This window comes from Spiroplasma ixodetis, from assembly GCF_059729505.1.
On the sequence record NZ_AP038353.1, the window covers coordinates 659,462 to 677,340 of the forward strand.

Annotated in this window: 21 protein-coding genes and 2 pseudogenes; 16 read left to right on the top strand and 7 right to left on the bottom strand. The window is 23.9% G+C overall.

Going from position 1 to position 17,879, the window contains the following annotated elements:
- The first annotated feature begins 10 nt into the window (after positions 1 to 10).
- The 9 genes and pseudogenes from pstA to AC6I4F_RS04405 all read left to right on the top strand — a co-directional run bounded on the left by pstA (position 11) and on the right by AC6I4F_RS04405 (position 7,472).
- A complete protein-coding gene (gene pstA, locus AC6I4F_RS04365; protein WP_497874547.1) occupies positions 11 to 2,032 on the top strand; it encodes a phosphate ABC transporter permease PstA in 2,022 nt (673 codons plus the stop codon).
- Positions 1,957 to 2,880 carry a phosphate ABC transporter ATP-binding protein PstB gene (gene pstB / locus AC6I4F_RS04370; protein ID WP_497874548.1) on the top strand — a complete coding sequence of 308 codons (924 nt, stop codon included), beginning with the start codon at positions 1,957 to 1,959 and terminating at the stop codon, positions 2,878 to 2,880. The genes pstA and pstB overlap by 76 nt, the downstream gene beginning before the upstream one ends.
- A gap of 37 nt (positions 2,881 to 2,917) precedes the next feature.
- Entirely contained in the window at positions 2,918 to 3,592 is a 675-nt protein-coding gene (phoU, locus tag AC6I4F_RS04375; protein ID WP_497874549.1) for a phosphate signaling complex protein PhoU, read from the top strand.
- A gap of 529 nt (positions 3,593 to 4,121) precedes the next feature.
- Positions 4,122 to 4,631: a hypothetical protein gene (locus AC6I4F_RS04380; RefSeq protein WP_497874550.1), complete on the top strand. Its 510-nt coding sequence runs from the start codon at positions 4,122 to 4,124 to the stop codon at positions 4,629 to 4,631.
- A 111-nt stretch (positions 4,632 to 4,742) separates the two neighbouring features.
- On the top strand, positions 4,743 to 4,949 hold the full coding sequence (locus AC6I4F_RS04385; protein WP_497874551.1) for a hypothetical protein: 207 nt from the start codon (positions 4,743 to 4,745) through the stop codon (positions 4,947 to 4,949).
- Between the two features lie 41 nt (positions 4,950 to 4,990).
- Positions 4,991 to 5,284, top strand: a complete 294-nt coding sequence (locus tag AC6I4F_RS04390) for an IS3 family transposase (RefSeq protein ID WP_497874552.1) — start codon at positions 4,991 to 4,993, stop codon at positions 5,282 to 5,284.
- Positions 5,285 to 5,366: 82 nt separating this feature from the next.
- Positions 5,367 to 6,606 (top strand): annotated as a pseudogene (locus AC6I4F_RS04395) (IS256 family transposase).
- Between the two features lie 215 nt (positions 6,607 to 6,821).
- Positions 6,822 to 7,235, top strand: coding sequence for a transposase (locus AC6I4F_RS04400; protein ID WP_497874663.1), 414 nt, complete (start codon positions 6,822 to 6,824; stop codon positions 7,233 to 7,235).
- Positions 7,236 to 7,247: 12 nt separating this feature from the next.
- Positions 7,248 to 7,472: a hypothetical protein gene (locus AC6I4F_RS04405; RefSeq protein WP_497874553.1), complete on the top strand. Its 225-nt coding sequence runs from the start codon at positions 7,248 to 7,250 to the stop codon at positions 7,470 to 7,472.
- Here the strand turns inward: AC6I4F_RS04405 and AC6I4F_RS04410 are convergent.
- The 4 genes and pseudogenes from AC6I4F_RS04410 to AC6I4F_RS04425 form a co-directional block, all read right to left on the bottom strand.
- Complete coding sequence (locus AC6I4F_RS04410) at positions 7,426 to 7,566, bottom strand: hypothetical protein (RefSeq protein WP_497874554.1); 141 nt, start codon at positions 7,564 to 7,566, stop codon at positions 7,426 to 7,428. The genes AC6I4F_RS04405 and AC6I4F_RS04410 overlap by 47 nt on opposite strands.
- Positions 7,567 to 8,002: 436 nt before the next feature.
- Positions 8,003 to 8,846 (bottom strand): annotated as a pseudogene (locus AC6I4F_RS04415) (ABC transporter ATP-binding protein).
- Positions 8,847 to 9,020: 174 nt separating this feature from the next.
- The gene (locus tag AC6I4F_RS04420) at positions 9,021 to 9,527 is read right to left on the bottom strand and encodes an FtsX-like permease family protein (protein ID WP_497874555.1); all 507 of its coding nucleotides are present in this window, start codon (positions 9,525 to 9,527) and stop codon (positions 9,021 to 9,023) included.
- A 206-nt stretch (positions 9,528 to 9,733) separates the two neighbouring features.
- Entirely contained in the window at positions 9,734 to 10,654 is a 921-nt protein-coding gene (locus tag AC6I4F_RS04425) for a hypothetical protein (RefSeq protein WP_497874556.1), read from the bottom strand.
- Positions 10,655 to 11,094: 440 nt separating this feature from the next.
- Between AC6I4F_RS04425 and AC6I4F_RS04430 the strand changes: the two genes are divergently transcribed.
- The 7 genes from AC6I4F_RS04430 to AC6I4F_RS04460 all read left to right on the top strand — a co-directional run bounded on the left by AC6I4F_RS04430 (position 11,095) and on the right by AC6I4F_RS04460 (position 14,471).
- The gene (locus tag AC6I4F_RS04430) at positions 11,095 to 11,523 is read left to right on the top strand and encodes a hypothetical protein (RefSeq protein WP_497874557.1); all 429 of its coding nucleotides are present in this window, start codon (positions 11,095 to 11,097) and stop codon (positions 11,521 to 11,523) included.
- Positions 11,524 to 11,665: 142 nt separating this feature from the next.
- Positions 11,666 to 11,788: a hypothetical protein gene (locus AC6I4F_RS04435; RefSeq protein WP_497874558.1), complete on the top strand. Its 123-nt coding sequence runs from the start codon at positions 11,666 to 11,668 to the stop codon at positions 11,786 to 11,788.
- Positions 11,778 to 11,969, top strand: a complete 192-nt coding sequence (locus tag AC6I4F_RS04440) for a hypothetical protein (RefSeq protein ID WP_338977477.1) — start codon at positions 11,778 to 11,780, stop codon at positions 11,967 to 11,969. The genes AC6I4F_RS04435 and AC6I4F_RS04440 overlap by 11 nt, the downstream gene beginning before the upstream one ends.
- 312 nt (positions 11,970 to 12,281) lie before the next feature.
- The gene (locus AC6I4F_RS04445) at positions 12,282 to 13,001 is read left to right on the top strand and encodes an ERF family protein (protein ID WP_497874559.1); all 720 of its coding nucleotides are present in this window, start codon (positions 12,282 to 12,284) and stop codon (positions 12,999 to 13,001) included.
- Between the two features lie 104 nt (positions 13,002 to 13,105).
- Positions 13,106 to 13,273: a hypothetical protein gene (locus tag AC6I4F_RS04450; protein WP_497874560.1), complete on the top strand. Its 168-nt coding sequence runs from the start codon at positions 13,106 to 13,108 to the stop codon at positions 13,271 to 13,273.
- A 265-nt stretch (positions 13,274 to 13,538) separates the two neighbouring features.
- Positions 13,539 to 14,039 (top strand): hypothetical protein, encoded by a 501-nt coding sequence (locus AC6I4F_RS04455; protein WP_497874561.1) that lies wholly within the window; start codon positions 13,539 to 13,541, stop codon positions 14,037 to 14,039.
- A 3-nt stretch (positions 14,040 to 14,042) separates the two neighbouring features.
- Entirely contained in the window at positions 14,043 to 14,471 is a 429-nt protein-coding gene (locus tag AC6I4F_RS04460; protein ID WP_497874562.1) for a hypothetical protein, read from the top strand.
- A 608-nt stretch (positions 14,472 to 15,079) separates the two neighbouring features.
- Here AC6I4F_RS04460 and AC6I4F_RS04465 read toward each other — a convergent pair.
- The 3 genes from AC6I4F_RS04465 to AC6I4F_RS04475 form a co-directional block, all read right to left on the bottom strand.
- Complete coding sequence (locus tag AC6I4F_RS04465) at positions 15,080 to 15,589, bottom strand: transposase (protein WP_497874563.1); 510 nt, start codon at positions 15,587 to 15,589, stop codon at positions 15,080 to 15,082.
- A complete protein-coding gene (locus AC6I4F_RS04470; protein ID WP_497874564.1) occupies positions 15,558 to 15,854 on the bottom strand; it encodes a hypothetical protein in 297 nt (98 codons plus the stop codon). Before AC6I4F_RS04470 ends, AC6I4F_RS04465 begins: the two co-directional genes overlap by 32 nt.
- Positions 15,855 to 15,950: 96 nt before the next feature.
- Entirely contained in the window at positions 15,951 to 17,801 is a 1,851-nt protein-coding gene (locus AC6I4F_RS04475) for a hypothetical protein (protein ID WP_497874565.1), read from the bottom strand.
- Between the last annotated feature and the right edge of the window lie 78 nt (positions 17,802 to 17,879).

The window sequence follows — 17,879 nt, forward strand, 5'->3', positions numbered from 1 at the left end:
GTATTAATAAATGAAATCCAAATCTTTTAAAAAGTTTTGACATAAAATAACTTTTAATCATTTTAATAAAAATCATGATTCAAAAAATGTTTTTATTAGTGAACAAAAAAAACATACTTATGATCTGATTGCTAAAATTTGTGTATTGTCTATATCTTCATTAGCACTAATTGCCGCTTCATTATTAATTGGTTTTATTATCGGTCAAACATTTAGTAATATGAGTTTTCTAAATTGATTTAAAATGTTAGGAAATAGTAAATGATTACCTAGTGCTAATAGTTTTGGTATTATTGCCTTTATCGTTGCCACTTTTTGAGTTGCACTATTTTCAATGATACTTGCTATTCCTTTAAGCTTACTAACATCATTATTTATATGTGAATTTTTACCACCAAAATTAAAAAAAACAACATTAACTTTAGTAGAATTATTATCTGGTATTCCTTCAGTTGTTTTTGGTGCTTTTGGTTTAATGACCATTGGTCCTATTTTTGTAAAAATGGGAGCACCAACCAAAGAAAATATGATGACTGCAAGTTTTATTTTATCAATGATGGCATTACCAACAATTATTTCATTATCTGTTAATGCTACTACTCGAGTACCAAAATCTTATCTATATGCATCATTAGCACTAGGTATTAGCAGGACTGACACTAGTTTTAAAGTCATTTTTAAAGCGGCAAAAACCAAAATCATTGGTGCAATAATTTTTGGATTTGGAAGAGTCATCGGCGAAACAATGGCCGTTGTTATGATTGCTGGTAATAGTACTCTAACCCCAAATTTTGCACATGGTCCACTTGCATTTTTATTTAGTTCAATTTCTACTTTAGCGGGAGTAATTGGACTAGAAATTGGAGAAGCAGTTAGTTCTCAACAAATATCAGCATTATATGGAATTGGTTTATTTTTATTTATTATAGTTTCAATAATTAACTTTATTGTTTTAATAATTTATAAACGTAGTGATAAAAAAGCAAAAGGTCATAAAAAACCACGAAATTATAATTTAAAAAAAATAAATCTATCTGATAATCAACTAATGTTAACTATTAGTGAAAAAACTATTAAAAATCAAGGCTGAAAACACTTTAAAGACTATTTTCGATTATTCTTTATGGGGCTATCTTGTTTTATTACTATGGGATTAATTATTTGAATTATTGGTGATATTATTATTAATGGTATCTTCAACATTAGTGGTAATGCTGGTAGTAGCATTTTCAATTTTAATTTTGCAGCTTTAATTTGAACAACTGGTGATGAAGGTTACTTATCAATTATCACAATGACATGTTTATTGGTATTAACAACAATTACTATTGCTATGCCATTAGGTATTATTGGTGCAATTTATCTTCACGAATATGCCAAAAATGGTTGATTTGCTTCAATATTACGTTTTGTGCTAAATACCTTAGCTTCTACGCCATCAATTATCTTTGGTATGTTTGGATTTACTTTTTTTATTACTTTCTTACAAATAAGTTTCTCAGCAATTGCTGCTAGTTTAACATTAACAATTGTTATTTTACCACTTATTATTAAAGCAGTAGAAGATACATTAAAATCAGTACCTATTGAATATCGCGAAGCATCATTAGCACTAGGTGCTAGTAAATTTGAAACAATAAGAAAAGTAGTTATTCCAGCTGCCATTGGTGGCATTATTACTAGTATGATTTTATCAATGGGTAGAATTATTGGTGAATCAGCACCAGTTTATCTAACATTAGGAAGCACTGTTGCTTTTCCCAATAAAGGTTTCTTAAGTTCAGGACAAACTTTAACAACCCATATTTTATTAGTTAATAAAGAATCAAATGACCCTAATAAATTAGGAATAATGTACCAAACAGCACTAATAACAGTTATACTAATATTTATTTTAAACTTTATAGCAAAACATTTTGAAAAAAGTTTAACAACAGGAATCGGGGTGAAAACAAAATGCTCAATTGAATTATTAAAAGAAAAAATGAAAGCAAGAAAGAATCAGCGAATAGCAATAAAAAAAGAAAAGTAAATGTAATTAAACCTTACTTTTTAAAAGCGAAAGATAAATTTAATAAAAAATCAAATAATTTATCAAATATAGAAAATATTCCAAAAAGTAATTATGTTTTTACTATTAAAAATTTAAATTTCTTCTATAATCATGGCAAAAAACAGGCTTTATTTAATATAAATTTAGAAATAAGTCGTAATCAAGTAACCGCTTTTATTGGACCAAGTGGTTGTGGCAAATCAACATTACTACGAACTTTAAATAGAATGAATGATTTAATTGATGGTGTTAAAATTAATGGACAAATATTATTTAATAATGAAGATATTTATGAAAATAAAAAAAATATTATTTCATTACGAACTAAAGTTGGAATGGTATTTCAAAAACCTAATCCCTTTCCAATGTCAATTTATGAAAATGTGGCATATGGCCCAAAAAATCAAGGCATTAAAAATAAAAAGATTCTAAATCAAATTGTCGAAGATGCTTTAAAAAAAGCGGCTTTATGAGATGAAGTTGCTCAACAATTATTCGATTCAGCATTATCATTATCAGGTGGACAACAACAACGTTTATGTATTGCTCGCGCTATTGCCCTAAAACCAGAAGTACTATTAATGGATGAACCAACTTCAGCTCTAGATCCGATTGCCGCATCTAAAATTGAAGACTTAATGAATGATTTAAAATCAGACTTTACAATTATTGTTGTTACACATTCAATGCAACAAGCAGCACGAATTTCTGATAAAACTGCCTTTTTCTTAAATGGAGAAGTCATTGAATATAATAATACTAAAAAAATATTTTCACGACCAAAAGATAAAAGAACAGAAGATTATATTACCGGCAGATTTGGTTAAAAATATATATAATTAATTATAGAGAAAGGAGGAAAAAATGAAAATAATTAACCGTAGATTTGATTTAGATATCATAAATTTAAAACAAAACTTATTAACTTTATTAAAAGAAGTAAAAAAAGAACATAAAGACGCTTTAATAGCAATGGAAACACAAGATTTTGACATGTCAAAAAGAATTGTTGAAACCGATAAAGAAATTAGAACAGTCGCTGAAAGTTTAACAATTACTGCAATTTGAAGTATTGCTCAACAAAATCCTTTTGCTACTGACTTACGTACTATTATTGGCTATATGAATATTATTCGTGATTTAGAACGTATTTCAAATTATGCTAAAAATTTATCCAAATTTAATGTCAAATATAAACCAGAAATTAAATTAACATCTCAATTATCAGGATTAATGAAAAAAGTATTTAAAATGATGGATTTAATTGGTGAATCTATAAATGAAAATGATATTAATAAAGCTTATCAAGCAGCAGAATATGATATTGATATTGATAATCGTTTTCGTGAATCAATGAAAAACATTGTCAATATGTTAAAAGTAAACAAAAATAATGATCAACTCTCTCAATATACATCAACAATGCAACAGTTGATGTATATTGAAAGACTAGGTGATCACTTAGTTAACATTTGTGAAACAATAGTATATATTATTAAAGGTAAATTTTATGATTTATCTTCAACAAAAATATCTTAATAATTTATCAATCAGCTTTAAAATAATTACTTTTTTGCAAGTTTCATTTAAATATTTTTAAGTCATACTTTAATATCATAATACTTATTATTATTTTATTTGGGAGATTGTCAAAAATCCGGAATAAATCAAAAATTATATAGTCTTATTATTTTTTAGACAAGAAATAATTTGGGTTTTTATGAAATTGTATCTAAATGATATAATTTTTTTAACTTAAATGCAACTAAAATGCTTATTTTTAAAAATTACTAAAATAAATTTAATATTTATACACAACAAAAATTCTTATTAAAGTATATTTAATAAGTTTTATTTTTTTGTTTTTTTAAAAAAACAACTAAATTTTTAATTTATAATAATTGTGTCTCTGTATTTATTTTGGAAATTATCCCCACATGTACTAGTGTGGAGGAAAAAATGAATTAAAATGAATTCAATAGCATATTTCAAAATGAAAACGATTTTTTGAAATATATAGTGAAGTTGAAAGTAATGAAATGTATTAGGTGTGCTTCTTCTAGTTTGAATGTTTCTTCTTCATGACACCATTTTTCACAAGTCACAAACACCTTTGACATCTTGTTTTTATCTAATCTTTAGATGAATAAACACAAAGCATGGTATACCATCAACAGATGTTGCAAGGGAATTGGGTGTGACATATAAAACAACTTGAAGAATGGGTCATGAAATCAGAACTAGAATTTGGAATCAAGATGCAGGGTTCATTGATGATGGCACAGCACAGATGGATGAAATTTATCTTTCACATGTAGGTTTTATTCAACAAGGAAGATCCTTGTTTTTTAAAACCTTGATTGTTGGAGTTTATGATAAAACCAGCAACAAACTAATTGTGAAAGTATTGAAAAAAGCAGATGAGAAAAACCTTTTATGATTTGCATTGAAACACATTTCTACTGGGTGTTTTCTATTTACGGATTATTGGAAGGGATATGGAATTTTCAAAAACTTCTATCACAAACATGAAATCGTAAATGGATGGGTTACACTTTATTGAACACTAATTACGTAGACAAGTGAACAAATTAGTTAAAAGAAAGGAGTTATAATTATGGCCAATATTAACTCATATTCAGATTAATTTAAAAAACAAATAGTAACTTTATATCAAAGTGATAAGTCAGTGTCTTGTCTTGCTAAAGAGTACAATGTTACAAGAGCAGCTACTTATAATTTAATTAAGCAATTTACTAATTCAGGCAGTTTTAAAACCAAAGATAACCGTTCTGTTGAAGAAAATGAATTAATTAAATTAAGAAAAGAATTAAAAAAATTAAGAATGGAAAATGATATTTTAAAGCAATCAGCACTAATAATAGGCAGAAAATAGAAATTATTATCAAAAATAAAGTTAAATATAAAATTCGTACAATGTCTCCTTTTTTAAAAATCTCTAAATCAACATATTATTTTAATTTCAAGAAAAAAGAAGATAAAATTCAAAATAATATGTATTATGAAGCTGTTATTAGTGCTTTTAAAGAAAATAAAGAAGCTTATGGAACAAGAAGATTAAAAGTTGTTCTAAAAGAAAAGAAAATTAATTTATCAAGACGAAAAATTAAAAAAATTATGAATAAACATAATTTAATATCAAAATACACTAAATTATCATACAAAAATTATCATAATAAAGTCAATGATAGTCAAATCGGTAATGTTTAGTAATCTGTGTAACTTACAAAAATAACTATGTTTAATTAATTCTAGTAAATAAAATTAAATAACTAGAAAGAGTGAGTTACGTATGTCTAAAAAACAAAATATTAATAATAATGATCCAATATCAAAAGCAGTAGATTTATTATTAGAAAATAATGAAGATTTAACAACCGTATTTAAAGAGGGAGGTTTATATAAAGAATTAACAAAAAGATTAGTTGAAATAATTTTGAATTCTGAAATGCAAAATTATTTAGGATATGAAAAAAATCAACATAATAATAGTGATAATGCTCGCAATGGTATAAATTCAAAAAAATTAATAACCCAACAAGGTAAAATTGAGATTAATGTACCACGAGATCGTAATAGTAATTTTGAGCCAGTAATAGTTGCAAAAAGACAAAGAAGATTTGATGGTTTTGATCAACAAGTTCTTTCATTATATGTCAAAGGCATGACTTTATCAGATATTAGAATGCAGTTACAAGAGTTATATCATGGTGCTGATATTAGTGAAAGTGTTATTAGTCAAATTACTGATGATGTTATTGATGATGTTAAAGCATGACAAAATCGGCCATTAGAAAGTGTTTATCCGATTGTTTATTTTGATTGTATAGTAGTTAAAGTACGACAAGATAAACGCATTATTAACAAATCATTTTATATAGCATTAGGAGTTGATTTAGAAGGTAAAAAAGATTTTTTAGGTTTATGAATTAGTGAAAATGAAGGTTCTAAGTTTTGATTATCTAATTTCACAAAAATGAAAAATCGAGGCTTAAATGATATTCTTATTGCTTGTAGTGACAATTTAACAGGAATGTCAGAAGCAATACAATCAGTTTATCCTAAAACCGAACATCAATTATGCATAGTTCATCAAATTAGAAATAGTTTAAAATATGTTTCATACAAACATAGAAAATAACTAGTTACAGATTTAAAACCAATTTATAGTGCATGTAGCGAAGAACAAGCAATGCAAGCTTTAGAAACTTTTGAAAGTAAATGAAATAAACAATATCCTCAAATTGCTAAATCGTGATATAAAAATTGAGATAATTTAATGGTTTTTATTAGTTATCCTGCAGAAATCAAAAGAGTGATTTATACAACAAATGCTATTGAATCTGTTAATAGTCAATTACGAAAAGTTATTAGAAATAAAAAAGTTTTTCCAAATGATATGGCAGTTTTCAAAATATTTTACTTAGCAATTGAAAATATAACAAAAAAAATGAACAATGCCCATTCAAAATTGAAATACAGCAATTGCTCATTTTATGATAAAATTTGAAGATAGAATTAATCTAAACTAGTAACTTTGTAAAACAAAGATACACAGATTATTAAAAAGCCTCTAAAAATCTCTAAAACATATTACCTTATCATACAAAAATTATCATAATAAAGTCAATGATAGTCAAATTACTAATCTTGTTAATAGAGACTTTAATAATAGGCTTAAAAATGAAGTTATTGTTAGTGATTAACTTATTTTCAAGTTAATGGTAAATGAAACTATATTTGCTTATTAATCGACTTGTACAATCGCGAAATTATTGGACATAGTGTAGGTACTAAAAAAGATGCATCATTAGTATATCAAGCATTTATGTGCTCAAATCGTTGTTTAAAAAATATTGAAATATTTCATAGCGATCGCGGTAATGAATTTAATAATAAAAGTTTATCAATAGTTTTATTAGCCTTCAATATTACCCACTCTTTAAACAAAAAAGGTTGTCCTTATGATAACGCTGTTGCTGAAGCAACTTTCAAAACTTTCAAAACAGAGTTTAATAATGATAAAAATTTTACATCATTAATCCAATTAAAATTAGAATTATTTGATTATATAAATTGATACAACAACATAAAAATCCACAGCACTCTAAACTACTTAACCCCCATAAAACACCAAGCACAAATGTCTACCAAAAAATAGTCCTAAAAAAGGTTGCTATTCCAAAATCATGAAGTTGGGTATGTGTCATCAACAGGTGTAAACACAAACCAGATTGAATCTGAATGAAAACACATCCGACGAACTTTCCGAACACACATAAAAGTTTCAAAACACAATATTCATTTATATGCAAAAGAAGCTGCATATAAATGAATATTGTGTTTTGAAACTATAATTTTGTGTTTGATTTATATACATGTGGTGATAATTTCCTAGATAGGCTTTTATCTCCATTTATGTGATAAAATTTAAAAATAGTACATAAAGGGATAAAAGCAAAAATTATTTTGTAACTTTGACAACCGCCCATTTTTTAATTGTATTAAATTAAGGTATGATTTTTTAATTTAATATTAAAATTTCTAAAAAGGAATGTTTAACTTAATTCTTCTATTTTGATATTACTATTAATATTTTTTTGTTATCTACATTTTGCTTATTTTTATTATATAATAAAGAAATTCCTATTATTAAACCAATTAAATTTAATGTTAAAAATAATAATATGATGCCTAATGCATTATTACTATTACATAAACTTATACCTCAAATTAAAAATACTATTCAAATTACTAAACATATTCATATAATAAATGTAATTAAACTAATGCTCATTACCTTGCACCTTTTTCTTTCTAAAAAATAATTAAACTAAATAAAATATAGTATTTTCTATTAGATTCTTATAATTTAATATTTTTTTTATACAAGTATTTATTAAATCAACCCCCATCTATACCCTTTTCTTATGATCAATTTATTTCATTTGGTTTCATTGGTTTTTCATTATTATTTACACTAATAATTTTACCATTTTTAACGTTAATAACAGTATTTGCAACATATTGAAAGTTAGGATTATGAGTGACCATAATAATTGATGTTTTATATTCTCGATTAACATCCAATAAAATCTCTAATATCTTACGCCCCATTTCCTCATCAAGTGCTCCTGTTGGCTCATCACAAAATAAAATTTTCGGATTTTTTGCTAGTGCTCTACCAATCGATACTCTTTGTTGTTGTCCACCTGATAATTGACTTGGAAATTTATTCATATGTTCATCCATTTCAATAACTTGAAAAATATCATCAATACTCATATTTTTTATTTTTAGCAAGATTTTCACCAACTTCAGCATTTTCACGAGCAGTTAAGTTAGTTAATAAATTGTATTGTTGAAAAATAAAACCAACATTATCTCGTCTAAATTTAGTTAAATGACTATCTTTTAATAAAGATAAATTGTATCCCGCCACAAAAACATCACCATTATTAGGTTTATCCAATCCCGAAATAATATTTAATAATGTTGTCTTACCACTTCCCGATGGTCCTAAGATAACAACAAAATCACCTAATTTAATTTTTAAATTAACTTCTTTTAATACTTCATATTCTAAGTCTCCAGTTAAGTAAGATTTTTTAACATCAAATAATTCAATAACATTAGTTTGAGTATCAGGAGTATTATTAGTCATTGATATAATTTTACCTGCTAAAATTTCTTTTGAATGATTTTTTGTTAATTTTTTAATTGCTTTTTGATTATCTTTAAAAGATTGCAATTTGTCTTTATTAGCTTCTATTTCTTCCTTTGATTCTTGTTTATCATGAGATTTATGTGTTACTGGCGGTATTGCACCTTCATTTTTAGATACTGACTTCTTTGTAAAACTAGATTCTAACTTATTTTTGGTTACTTGTTCACTTGAATTTTTAGTTTTTTTTATCATTTTTCATGTTTTTATTCCCTTCTGTCTTTAATCAATTTCATTTAAAGTTTTAATTGGATTAATCTTCTTCATGGCATATCAATCAATAATAAAGGTTGTTGCATAAATACCAAAGACAATTAAACCAACCACAAGTGGTAATCATCAAACAAATAATAACGGTAAAACCCATGTTGTATTAGCAGCTAAATAGTTAAGAATAAACTTATTAATTATTCATCCTACGGGAAAACCAATAACAAACATAACAGCAATCACTGGTAAATACATACCAATAACAATATTAGTTATTTTTGCATCACTATAACCAAGTGTTTTCATTGTTGCTATTGTTTTACGATTTTCATAAATTACTAAATTACTTGTTAATAAAATAATAATGAACGAAATGATTAATGAAAAGATAATAAATGCAACCAATACTGTATCAACTAAAGCAGTAATTTGATTTAATAACTGATGATGGATATCTTGTGGCGTAATATTAACAGCACTACCTGCACCATAACCTTGATAAGTACCAGAGCAGCCCATCAGTACCACCATTTAAACCAAAAGCACTGTAATCTCCATACATTTGCGAAGTTGAAAATGAATTAGTTATATCTGGTAATGATTGCGAATTTGAAAATTTAAAATTAAAGATTGGATTTTCATTTTCAAATACTTGATTAAGTTTAAAAATAACGGGATCATTTAATTGATTAAGAAAATTTTGATATTCATTAAATGATTTTAATTTACCAAAATCAACATCACAAGTTGTTTTTTTTGTCTTCTCATTCTTTTTTAAATAATAAAAATAAAAATTTTTTTGTTTTATTAAATGATAAAACTTTATCAGCATTAGTTTTACTAATATAACCATTAGGTTGACCATAACCATTATATATACCAACCACTTTATACGTTGTTGTTTTAGAACTTATCTTATCATTATAAGAATTAACAACCTTACCAGCAGCAACTTCTTTTAACATATTTGTAGCATTAATACCCATATTATCATAAGCCCCATCCTTTAACTCATCAACTTGTGTATAACCAGTTTGTTGTTTTAATAATGTTACATTATTAACATTTTTACTATCACCAACAATGTTATCAATATTAATTTTATCCAAATCAAAAGGTTTCAATTTATTATTATCTTTAAATTTCATAGTATTACCATTACTACTCATTTTAAATTTATCATTTATTTTTAAATTTAATTGTTTAGCAATCGTTTGATTAATAACAAGACTAATACTATCATCACTATTTTCTTGTTCTAAAATTGGATTTAATGAAGAACCACCAGCATCATATAATTTCATCATTGAAGGTTTGCCTAACTGTTGTTGATTTTGTAAACCAAAAACTTTCAATAAATACTTATTTTGTTTAAATAATTTTTCAGGAGTACCAATAAAGTAAGTTCCTAATTCATCAGTTTCTTTATCAAAAGGCACAACATTAAAAGCAACATTAAAAGGAGCATTGGAATCACTATAAGCTTTAGCAATATTTTGACGAATGAAATATGGACTTTTAGTATAAGCACCTTGTACTACAGTTTGTCCCATTCTATTATAAAATAAAGCACCAAATCAAATTCCAACTTTATTAATTCAACTATCACGCTCTTTGTCACTAATTTCAGATGCATTATTATTCAATAATTGTGTTTCATTAGTGGTCGTATAAAGTTAATGGTTATATTTAAAAATAAGTTAAATGAGAGATAATACTCTCATTTTTTAATTGTTAAACAATTATAATTAATTATTTTATTAAACCAGCACTTTATTAAAGTAATTAATTATTCCATAACTAAATAAAAATTATTTAGGCTATTGTGCTGGAATTAACCAATAGTAATTTTTGTGTTACTCTTTTACAACTTGATATTTTTTGGTTCCCTTCCCCTAGAACCCCTACCCTCCAAGGATTTGCTACTTACAGTAGCATAAGCCTTACGTATAGTAGATAAGTTTAGTTAGTAGTATATAAGCCTTTTATCACTGTAGGTGATAAAAGGCTTATACATAGAAAGGATACGTAATGATTAATGTTAATTTAGATATTAAAAATAAAATTAAAATAAACAACTAAAGGTATGTTATTAGAAATTGGTGAATATGAAACATGATTTCCTATTAAAGATACTATTATTGATGAAAAAAATAAAAAAATAGCATTAAAAATAATTGAAGATTTTTATTATAAATTAGGTAAAAAATCAATAACAAAAGATATTGAAAGTGTTAAAGATAGTGATATTTTAAAATATATTAAAAATATTCCAAATATTAATACAAATGAAAATGAATTAATATCTTGTGAATTTTATGAAAAATATAATAGTTATTATATTTTTAAAAATGATAAAAATCAAGAATGTTTTAAATATAACATTACATGAGAACAAGATATGAAAAGTTTTAAAATCAATAATCCATATAAACATAATGATTTAGCAATAAATTATATTATTACACCAATGAAAAATATAGAAACTCATAATGAAAAAAAACATTTTATTTAAAGTATTAAAGGAAATTAAATATGTTATTAAATGTTGAAAAAATAGAATTAATAAAAAAAATATGTAATGAAAAATTATTAAAAAATCAAAAATATATTGAAATACAAGAAATATTAAAAATTATTGAAAGGGATAAATAATTATGGAATCTAGAGAATATAGAATTAAAGGTTCATGTAATATTTGTCATAAAAATTCATCATATGGAAATAGAACTTGTAATAAATGTTTTTATAAATTAATGAGTAATAATGATGAAATGTAATATACATAATGAAAAATATATATGATTTTCTGAATTACATGGAATTGATAATAATTATTATTGTAATAAATGTATTAATGACATGATTGAAGAAGATATGTATTTAACATCAAATAATTGAGATTACTTATATGAATATTATATTAATGAATTACAATTAGAAAATTTTAAAGGAGTGTAAAAATAATGAAAAATAAAATTTTTCAAGAAATAAAAAATAATTTACAACAATTTTTTCAAGATATTGAAAATGGTCTATATGGTGAAAGTATTAAAAATACTTTTAAAAAAGAAAGTAGTGAATAAATAATGTCACCTAAAAATATATCTAAAGAATAATTATTAAATAAAATATTAATAATTAGATTTAGAGAATTAGAATTTCAAAACTTAAAAGAATTTTGTAAAGAAAAAAATATAACTGTATCTGAATTTGTAAGAAATTTAATTAAAAATGCAATTAAAAAAACAAAAAATAGAAAGAGTGATTATAATGAATAATTTATATAAAAAAATACTTAAATTACAATTAGAAATTGGTAGTACATCTAAAAATGATTTTAATAAATTTGGAAATTATAAATATTGATTATTAAGTGATATTTTTAATAAATTTAAATTATTATGTAAAGAATTAAATATTGTGATTACACATGAAGATATATTAACAACTGATAGAAAAATAAATTATTTAGATACTAAAGAAGTAGAAATAACTTATTTTAAAAGATATACAATTATTGATTTAGATAATGATAAAGAAATTAAATATTTTGATATACTTGCTTGTGCTAAAAATACAGATATAGCAAAAGCAAAAGGTAGTGCAGAAACTTATGCTTATAGATATTTTTTAATGAATTTACTTTTATTAAGTGAAGATGAACTTGACCCAGATAATGATAATGTTAATTTAATTATAACTAATAAATCACAAAATTATACTAGTAATATAAAAGTATCTAATGAAAAATGAGAACCAAGTGAAAAACAATTAGATTATTTTGAAAAATATATGATTACAAATACAGTTTTATTTGATGAATGTATAAGAGAAGATATGGAAAGATTAAATCCAAATAATAATAAAGATTTTTTAATATTAATGGGTGAAAATTATTTAAAAGTATTATTTGATAAATTTAAAGAAATTCGTGAAAGATTTAAAAATTTAAAAAATAATAATAAAAATGAGTATAGAAATTATGAATAAATGTAAATATTGTAATAAAAGAATTTTATTAACAAATTATTGATGTATGAATTGTTTAAAAATAATAGTTAATAATTTAACTAAAAATAAGGAGAATAAATAAAATGAAAAAATATATATGATGAATTTTAAAATTTATGGTAATTACTGGATGTATAATATTTAGTACAACATTAGGTTTAATTCCAACTATTATAATTTTAGGAATTAGTTCTATTAAACCAGTATTAGTAACTGTTTCTATTGGTTTAGGTTATATTAGTATTCCATAAAATAATTTAAGAAATAAAATAGTAGATTGAGTTTTTAAGAAAAAAGAAAATAAATTTATTAAAAAGAATGATTTAAAAGTTGAAAGAAAAAAGTATGAAAAACAAAAATTAGAAAGAAAATTTGAAAATTTAAATAATCAAATAAAAGAATTAAAACAAACATTAGAATTTCAAAATAAATTATTAGATATTAATAATAGTGAATTACCAAAAATTAATGAAAAAAATAAATTAATAACAACATATATTCTTTGAAAAAATGATAATGACTAATTATTTACTTTCAATTGACCCAAGTATTAAAAATACTGGATTTACTTTATGAGAAAATAAAAAACCAATTTGAATAAATAGTTATAGTTTTAAAAATTATAATTATGAAAATTATATGGAATTGATACATAATATTATTTTAAATAAAGTTAATGGTTTATATTGAGAACAATTATCTTTATGTATTGAGCAAGGTTTTATTAATAAAGGTAAATGTAAAGAAACATTTGAACATTTAAGAGGATTTATTGCTGGTTGATTTAATAAATTAATAACAAAAGATATGTTAGTTCATAATCTGACGTGAAAGAAATGATATAAAAATAGACCTTTTGGAGCATATTTAGATATTAAAAATGAAAAATGAACAAAAAAAACATCATTAGCAATGGCACAAATCATTATTTCAGAAAATGAATGAGATTTTAATATTACTAATCATGATGAAGCAGATTCATTATTAATTGGTTGATATTATTTAAATAAGGAGTAAATAATGCAAATAGCAAATATTACTAATAGTAATGAAACAAATTTTACTAATATTCAAAATTTACAAAAAACAGAACAACAACAAAAAGACGAAGTTGTTGAAATGATTTATAAAAGACATTTACAAGCTCAAGAATGAGGTAATAAATTAAATGACAACAATATAAAAGGGACAAAGACTAATTTAAATTATGATGATATACAAAATATTAATAAATTTCATGAAAGAACAAAAAGACAATATAGAAATGAACCAAGTCCACAGTGTACTAGACCTACTTTAGCTGTCTTTACAGCAGGTGGTTTTGCAATTGGTGCTGGTATTGGTAGTATTGTGCCTGGGGCAGGAACTATTATTGCTTTATTAGTAGGTGGTGTTACAGGAATTGCAACTGGTTTATATGCTGGTAATAATTTATGTCCTAAAATTTAAAAATATAAAATAAAATTCAATTAAGTAAAATAATTTTATTTTAAATAAATTAAAAATTTCTCCAATATTAAATTAGAGAAATAACAAGTTTATAAAAATATAAACAAAAAAGTTAACTTAATTGGTAACTTTTTAATTAGGCGCCAACCTACTAATAATATAACAATAAAATTATATACTTATCTTTCTCTATAACCCTTGATAAATATTAGACTAAATTATACATTAATATTTAAGATTGTGGAGGAATATTATTTTGATTAGTTTTTATTTTATTTTTTGTAACTTTTAAAATTACTCAACCTATAAAAAAACCAATAGAAACTACAAATCACAAAGATAACATTTTAATTAAAAACATTCTGCCACTACTAAAATATTTAGTCATATCATCAGTAATAATACTTACATTATCATAAAATTTATCTCAATAGATTAATGTTCCTAAATAATAAATAGATATAATTAAATAAGGATTTTATCCCTTTATGTACTATTTTTAAATTTTATCACATAAACGGAGATAAAAGCCTATCTAGGAAATTATCCCCACATGTATCTAAATCAAACACAAAATTATAGTTTCAAAACTAGGTATCTTATTGAATTTATATGCAGTTTCTTTTGCATATAAATGAATATTGTGTTTTGAAACTTTTATGTGTGTTCGGAAAGTTCGTCGGATGTGTTTTCATGCAGATTCAATCTGGTTTGTGTTTACACCTGTTGATGACAAATACCCAACTTCATGATTTACGATTTCATGTTTGTGATAGAAGTTTTTTGAAACTTCCATATTTCTTCCAAGAATCCGTAAATAGAAAACACCCAGTAGAAATGTGTTTCAATGCAAATCATAAAAGGTTTTTCTCATCTGCTTTTTTCAATACTTTCACAATTAGTTTGTTGCTGGTTTTCTCATAAACTCCAACAATCAAGGTTTTATTCAACAAGGATCTTCCTTGTTGAATAAAACCTACATGTGAAAGATACATTTCATCCATCTGTGCTGTACCATCATCAATGAACCCTGCATCTTGATTCCAAATTCTAGTTCTGATTTCATGATCCATTCTTCAAGCTGTTTTATATGTCACACCCAATTCCTCTAGCAACATCTGTTGATGGTATACCATGCTTTGTGTTTATTCATCTAAAGATGAGATAAAACCAAGATGTCAAAGGTGTTTGTGACTTGTGAAAAATGGTGTCATGAAGAATACTAAATGTTTGATGACATTTCAAACATCTTATTCTTTTTAAATCAGAAGTATTCAAACTAGAAGAAGCACACCTGATACATTTCATTACTTTCAACTTCGCTATATATTTCAAACAATCGTTTTCATTTTGAAATATGCTATTGAATTCATTTCAATTCATTTTTTCCTCCACACTAGTACATGTGGTGATAATTTCCTTAAATAAATAAAACTAATAACTATTAATCATGTTTTTTTTCTTTGAATTTTATTTTTCTTAACATATTTTTCATATAATAGTACTCCATAAAAAATTTATCATTAACATGATTATTTTATAAATACTAGTTTTAATATTACTGATATATCTTTTTCCGTGTGTATATATTAAGTTATTTTTTCAATCATTTATACATTTAATTTTACCTAAATTTGCTTGTAAATAAAAATTTCATTTTAAATTTTTATTATCAATAATACTCATCTCAATACATGAATTTGTTTCATAATTTTTATTTACTGTTCTTCCTAAATTTCCAAAATGTACTGATAGATTAAATTCATAACCAGTTAAATTATATGGCATTGAATTATTATTACTATAAGTATAAGTATAAGTATATGCTAACCCATTTTCATCATTATTATCATTTGGATGTAAAAATTCTTGTTTATATTCATTAATTGTTGGATTATTATTACTTAATATTAAATCTTTTAAATCAATATTTTTACTTATATTTTCACTTTTTGCCGGTCTAAAAGTTTCGTTTGTAGAATATACTACTAATTTATTATCATGAGAATTTTTTATTTCTTCCTTTGTTTCAATAACATAATTGTAATAAATAGTTATTGATTTATAATATCTTTTTAAATCATTAAAAGTGTTAATTAATAAGGTTGGGTCTAATAATGATTTTAAATCAACTTCATAATTATCTAATTTATTTGAATTATTAGTAAGTCAAACATTAAAATTAGGTTTATATGATACCGAACTTGTATCAATTAATGATACATCATTTGTTGTCATATCAATTTTTAAATCTGGAATAATAACAATTTTTTTTGCTATATTTTGTGGACTTGGTGGTAATATTTTTGCTGGATATGAAAATGTAGTTTCTTCACTTTCTTCATATTCATCATGATTTAATTTATATAAAGTTGTTCAATTAAAAGCATTACCAGTTAAAGCACCCATATTATTATAACGAAATCGAGCAACTGATATTTCATTATAATCACCTTGATAAGTAAATGGATTATCATTATAAAATGTATGTCTTTCTTCACCTTGATGTAATGATTGAGTTACAATTGTATCAATAATATAAGCATAATTTGAACCATCAATAATTCCGTTACTTGTAGGATTTCATTGACAATCTTTATCTTCATTTGTAAATGGTGAAGCAATATCTAAAAAATCAGTATCTTCTGCTAAAATATAAACTTTATTATTTTTCTTTTGTGATAAATCAACTGTACTTATTTGTTCCTTTGTAGTTAATTTTTTACCAGTATTAGGGTCTCATGGATAAACACTTACTCTATCACTTAATTTCATAGTCATAGCAGTTGTTGAAACATTAGCTCCTAATAATTTACCAATAGTAAAATCATTATCATTTGTAAAAGCATTTAATGGAATTAAACCACCATTACCAATAATACTTTCTAAATTACTAGTAAAAAATGCACTCATAAAACCATTAAAATCTAACATTTTTTTATATTGTTGAACATTTTGAGTAATAACTAAACTACTTCAAATCCCTAATGTTAAAGCATTTAATAATTTACCAATTAAAGGAATATCACTTAATGCAAAAGGTAATCATTGATTACTATCATAAGGCGTTTGTATTAATGGTGAAAATACTACACTATTAAAATTTAATATAGCATACATATATTTTTGTGATATTTTACTATAATCAACAGTTGGACTACCAATAATTAAATGAGTATCTGGGTCTTTATATTTAAAATTACTACTCATATCAACATTATAATTACCCGTTAAATTATTTATATTTCATTCACTATCTCAAAAGAATTTAGCATTACCAATTGCTGTACCATTACTTTTAGTTGCTTTATCTTTATCAAAAGCAAGCATACCTTTAAAATCTTTTGTTACAAATAAATTATCTTGAAAATTTAATGAAGTTTTTAATCATTCTGTAAAATGAGGCTT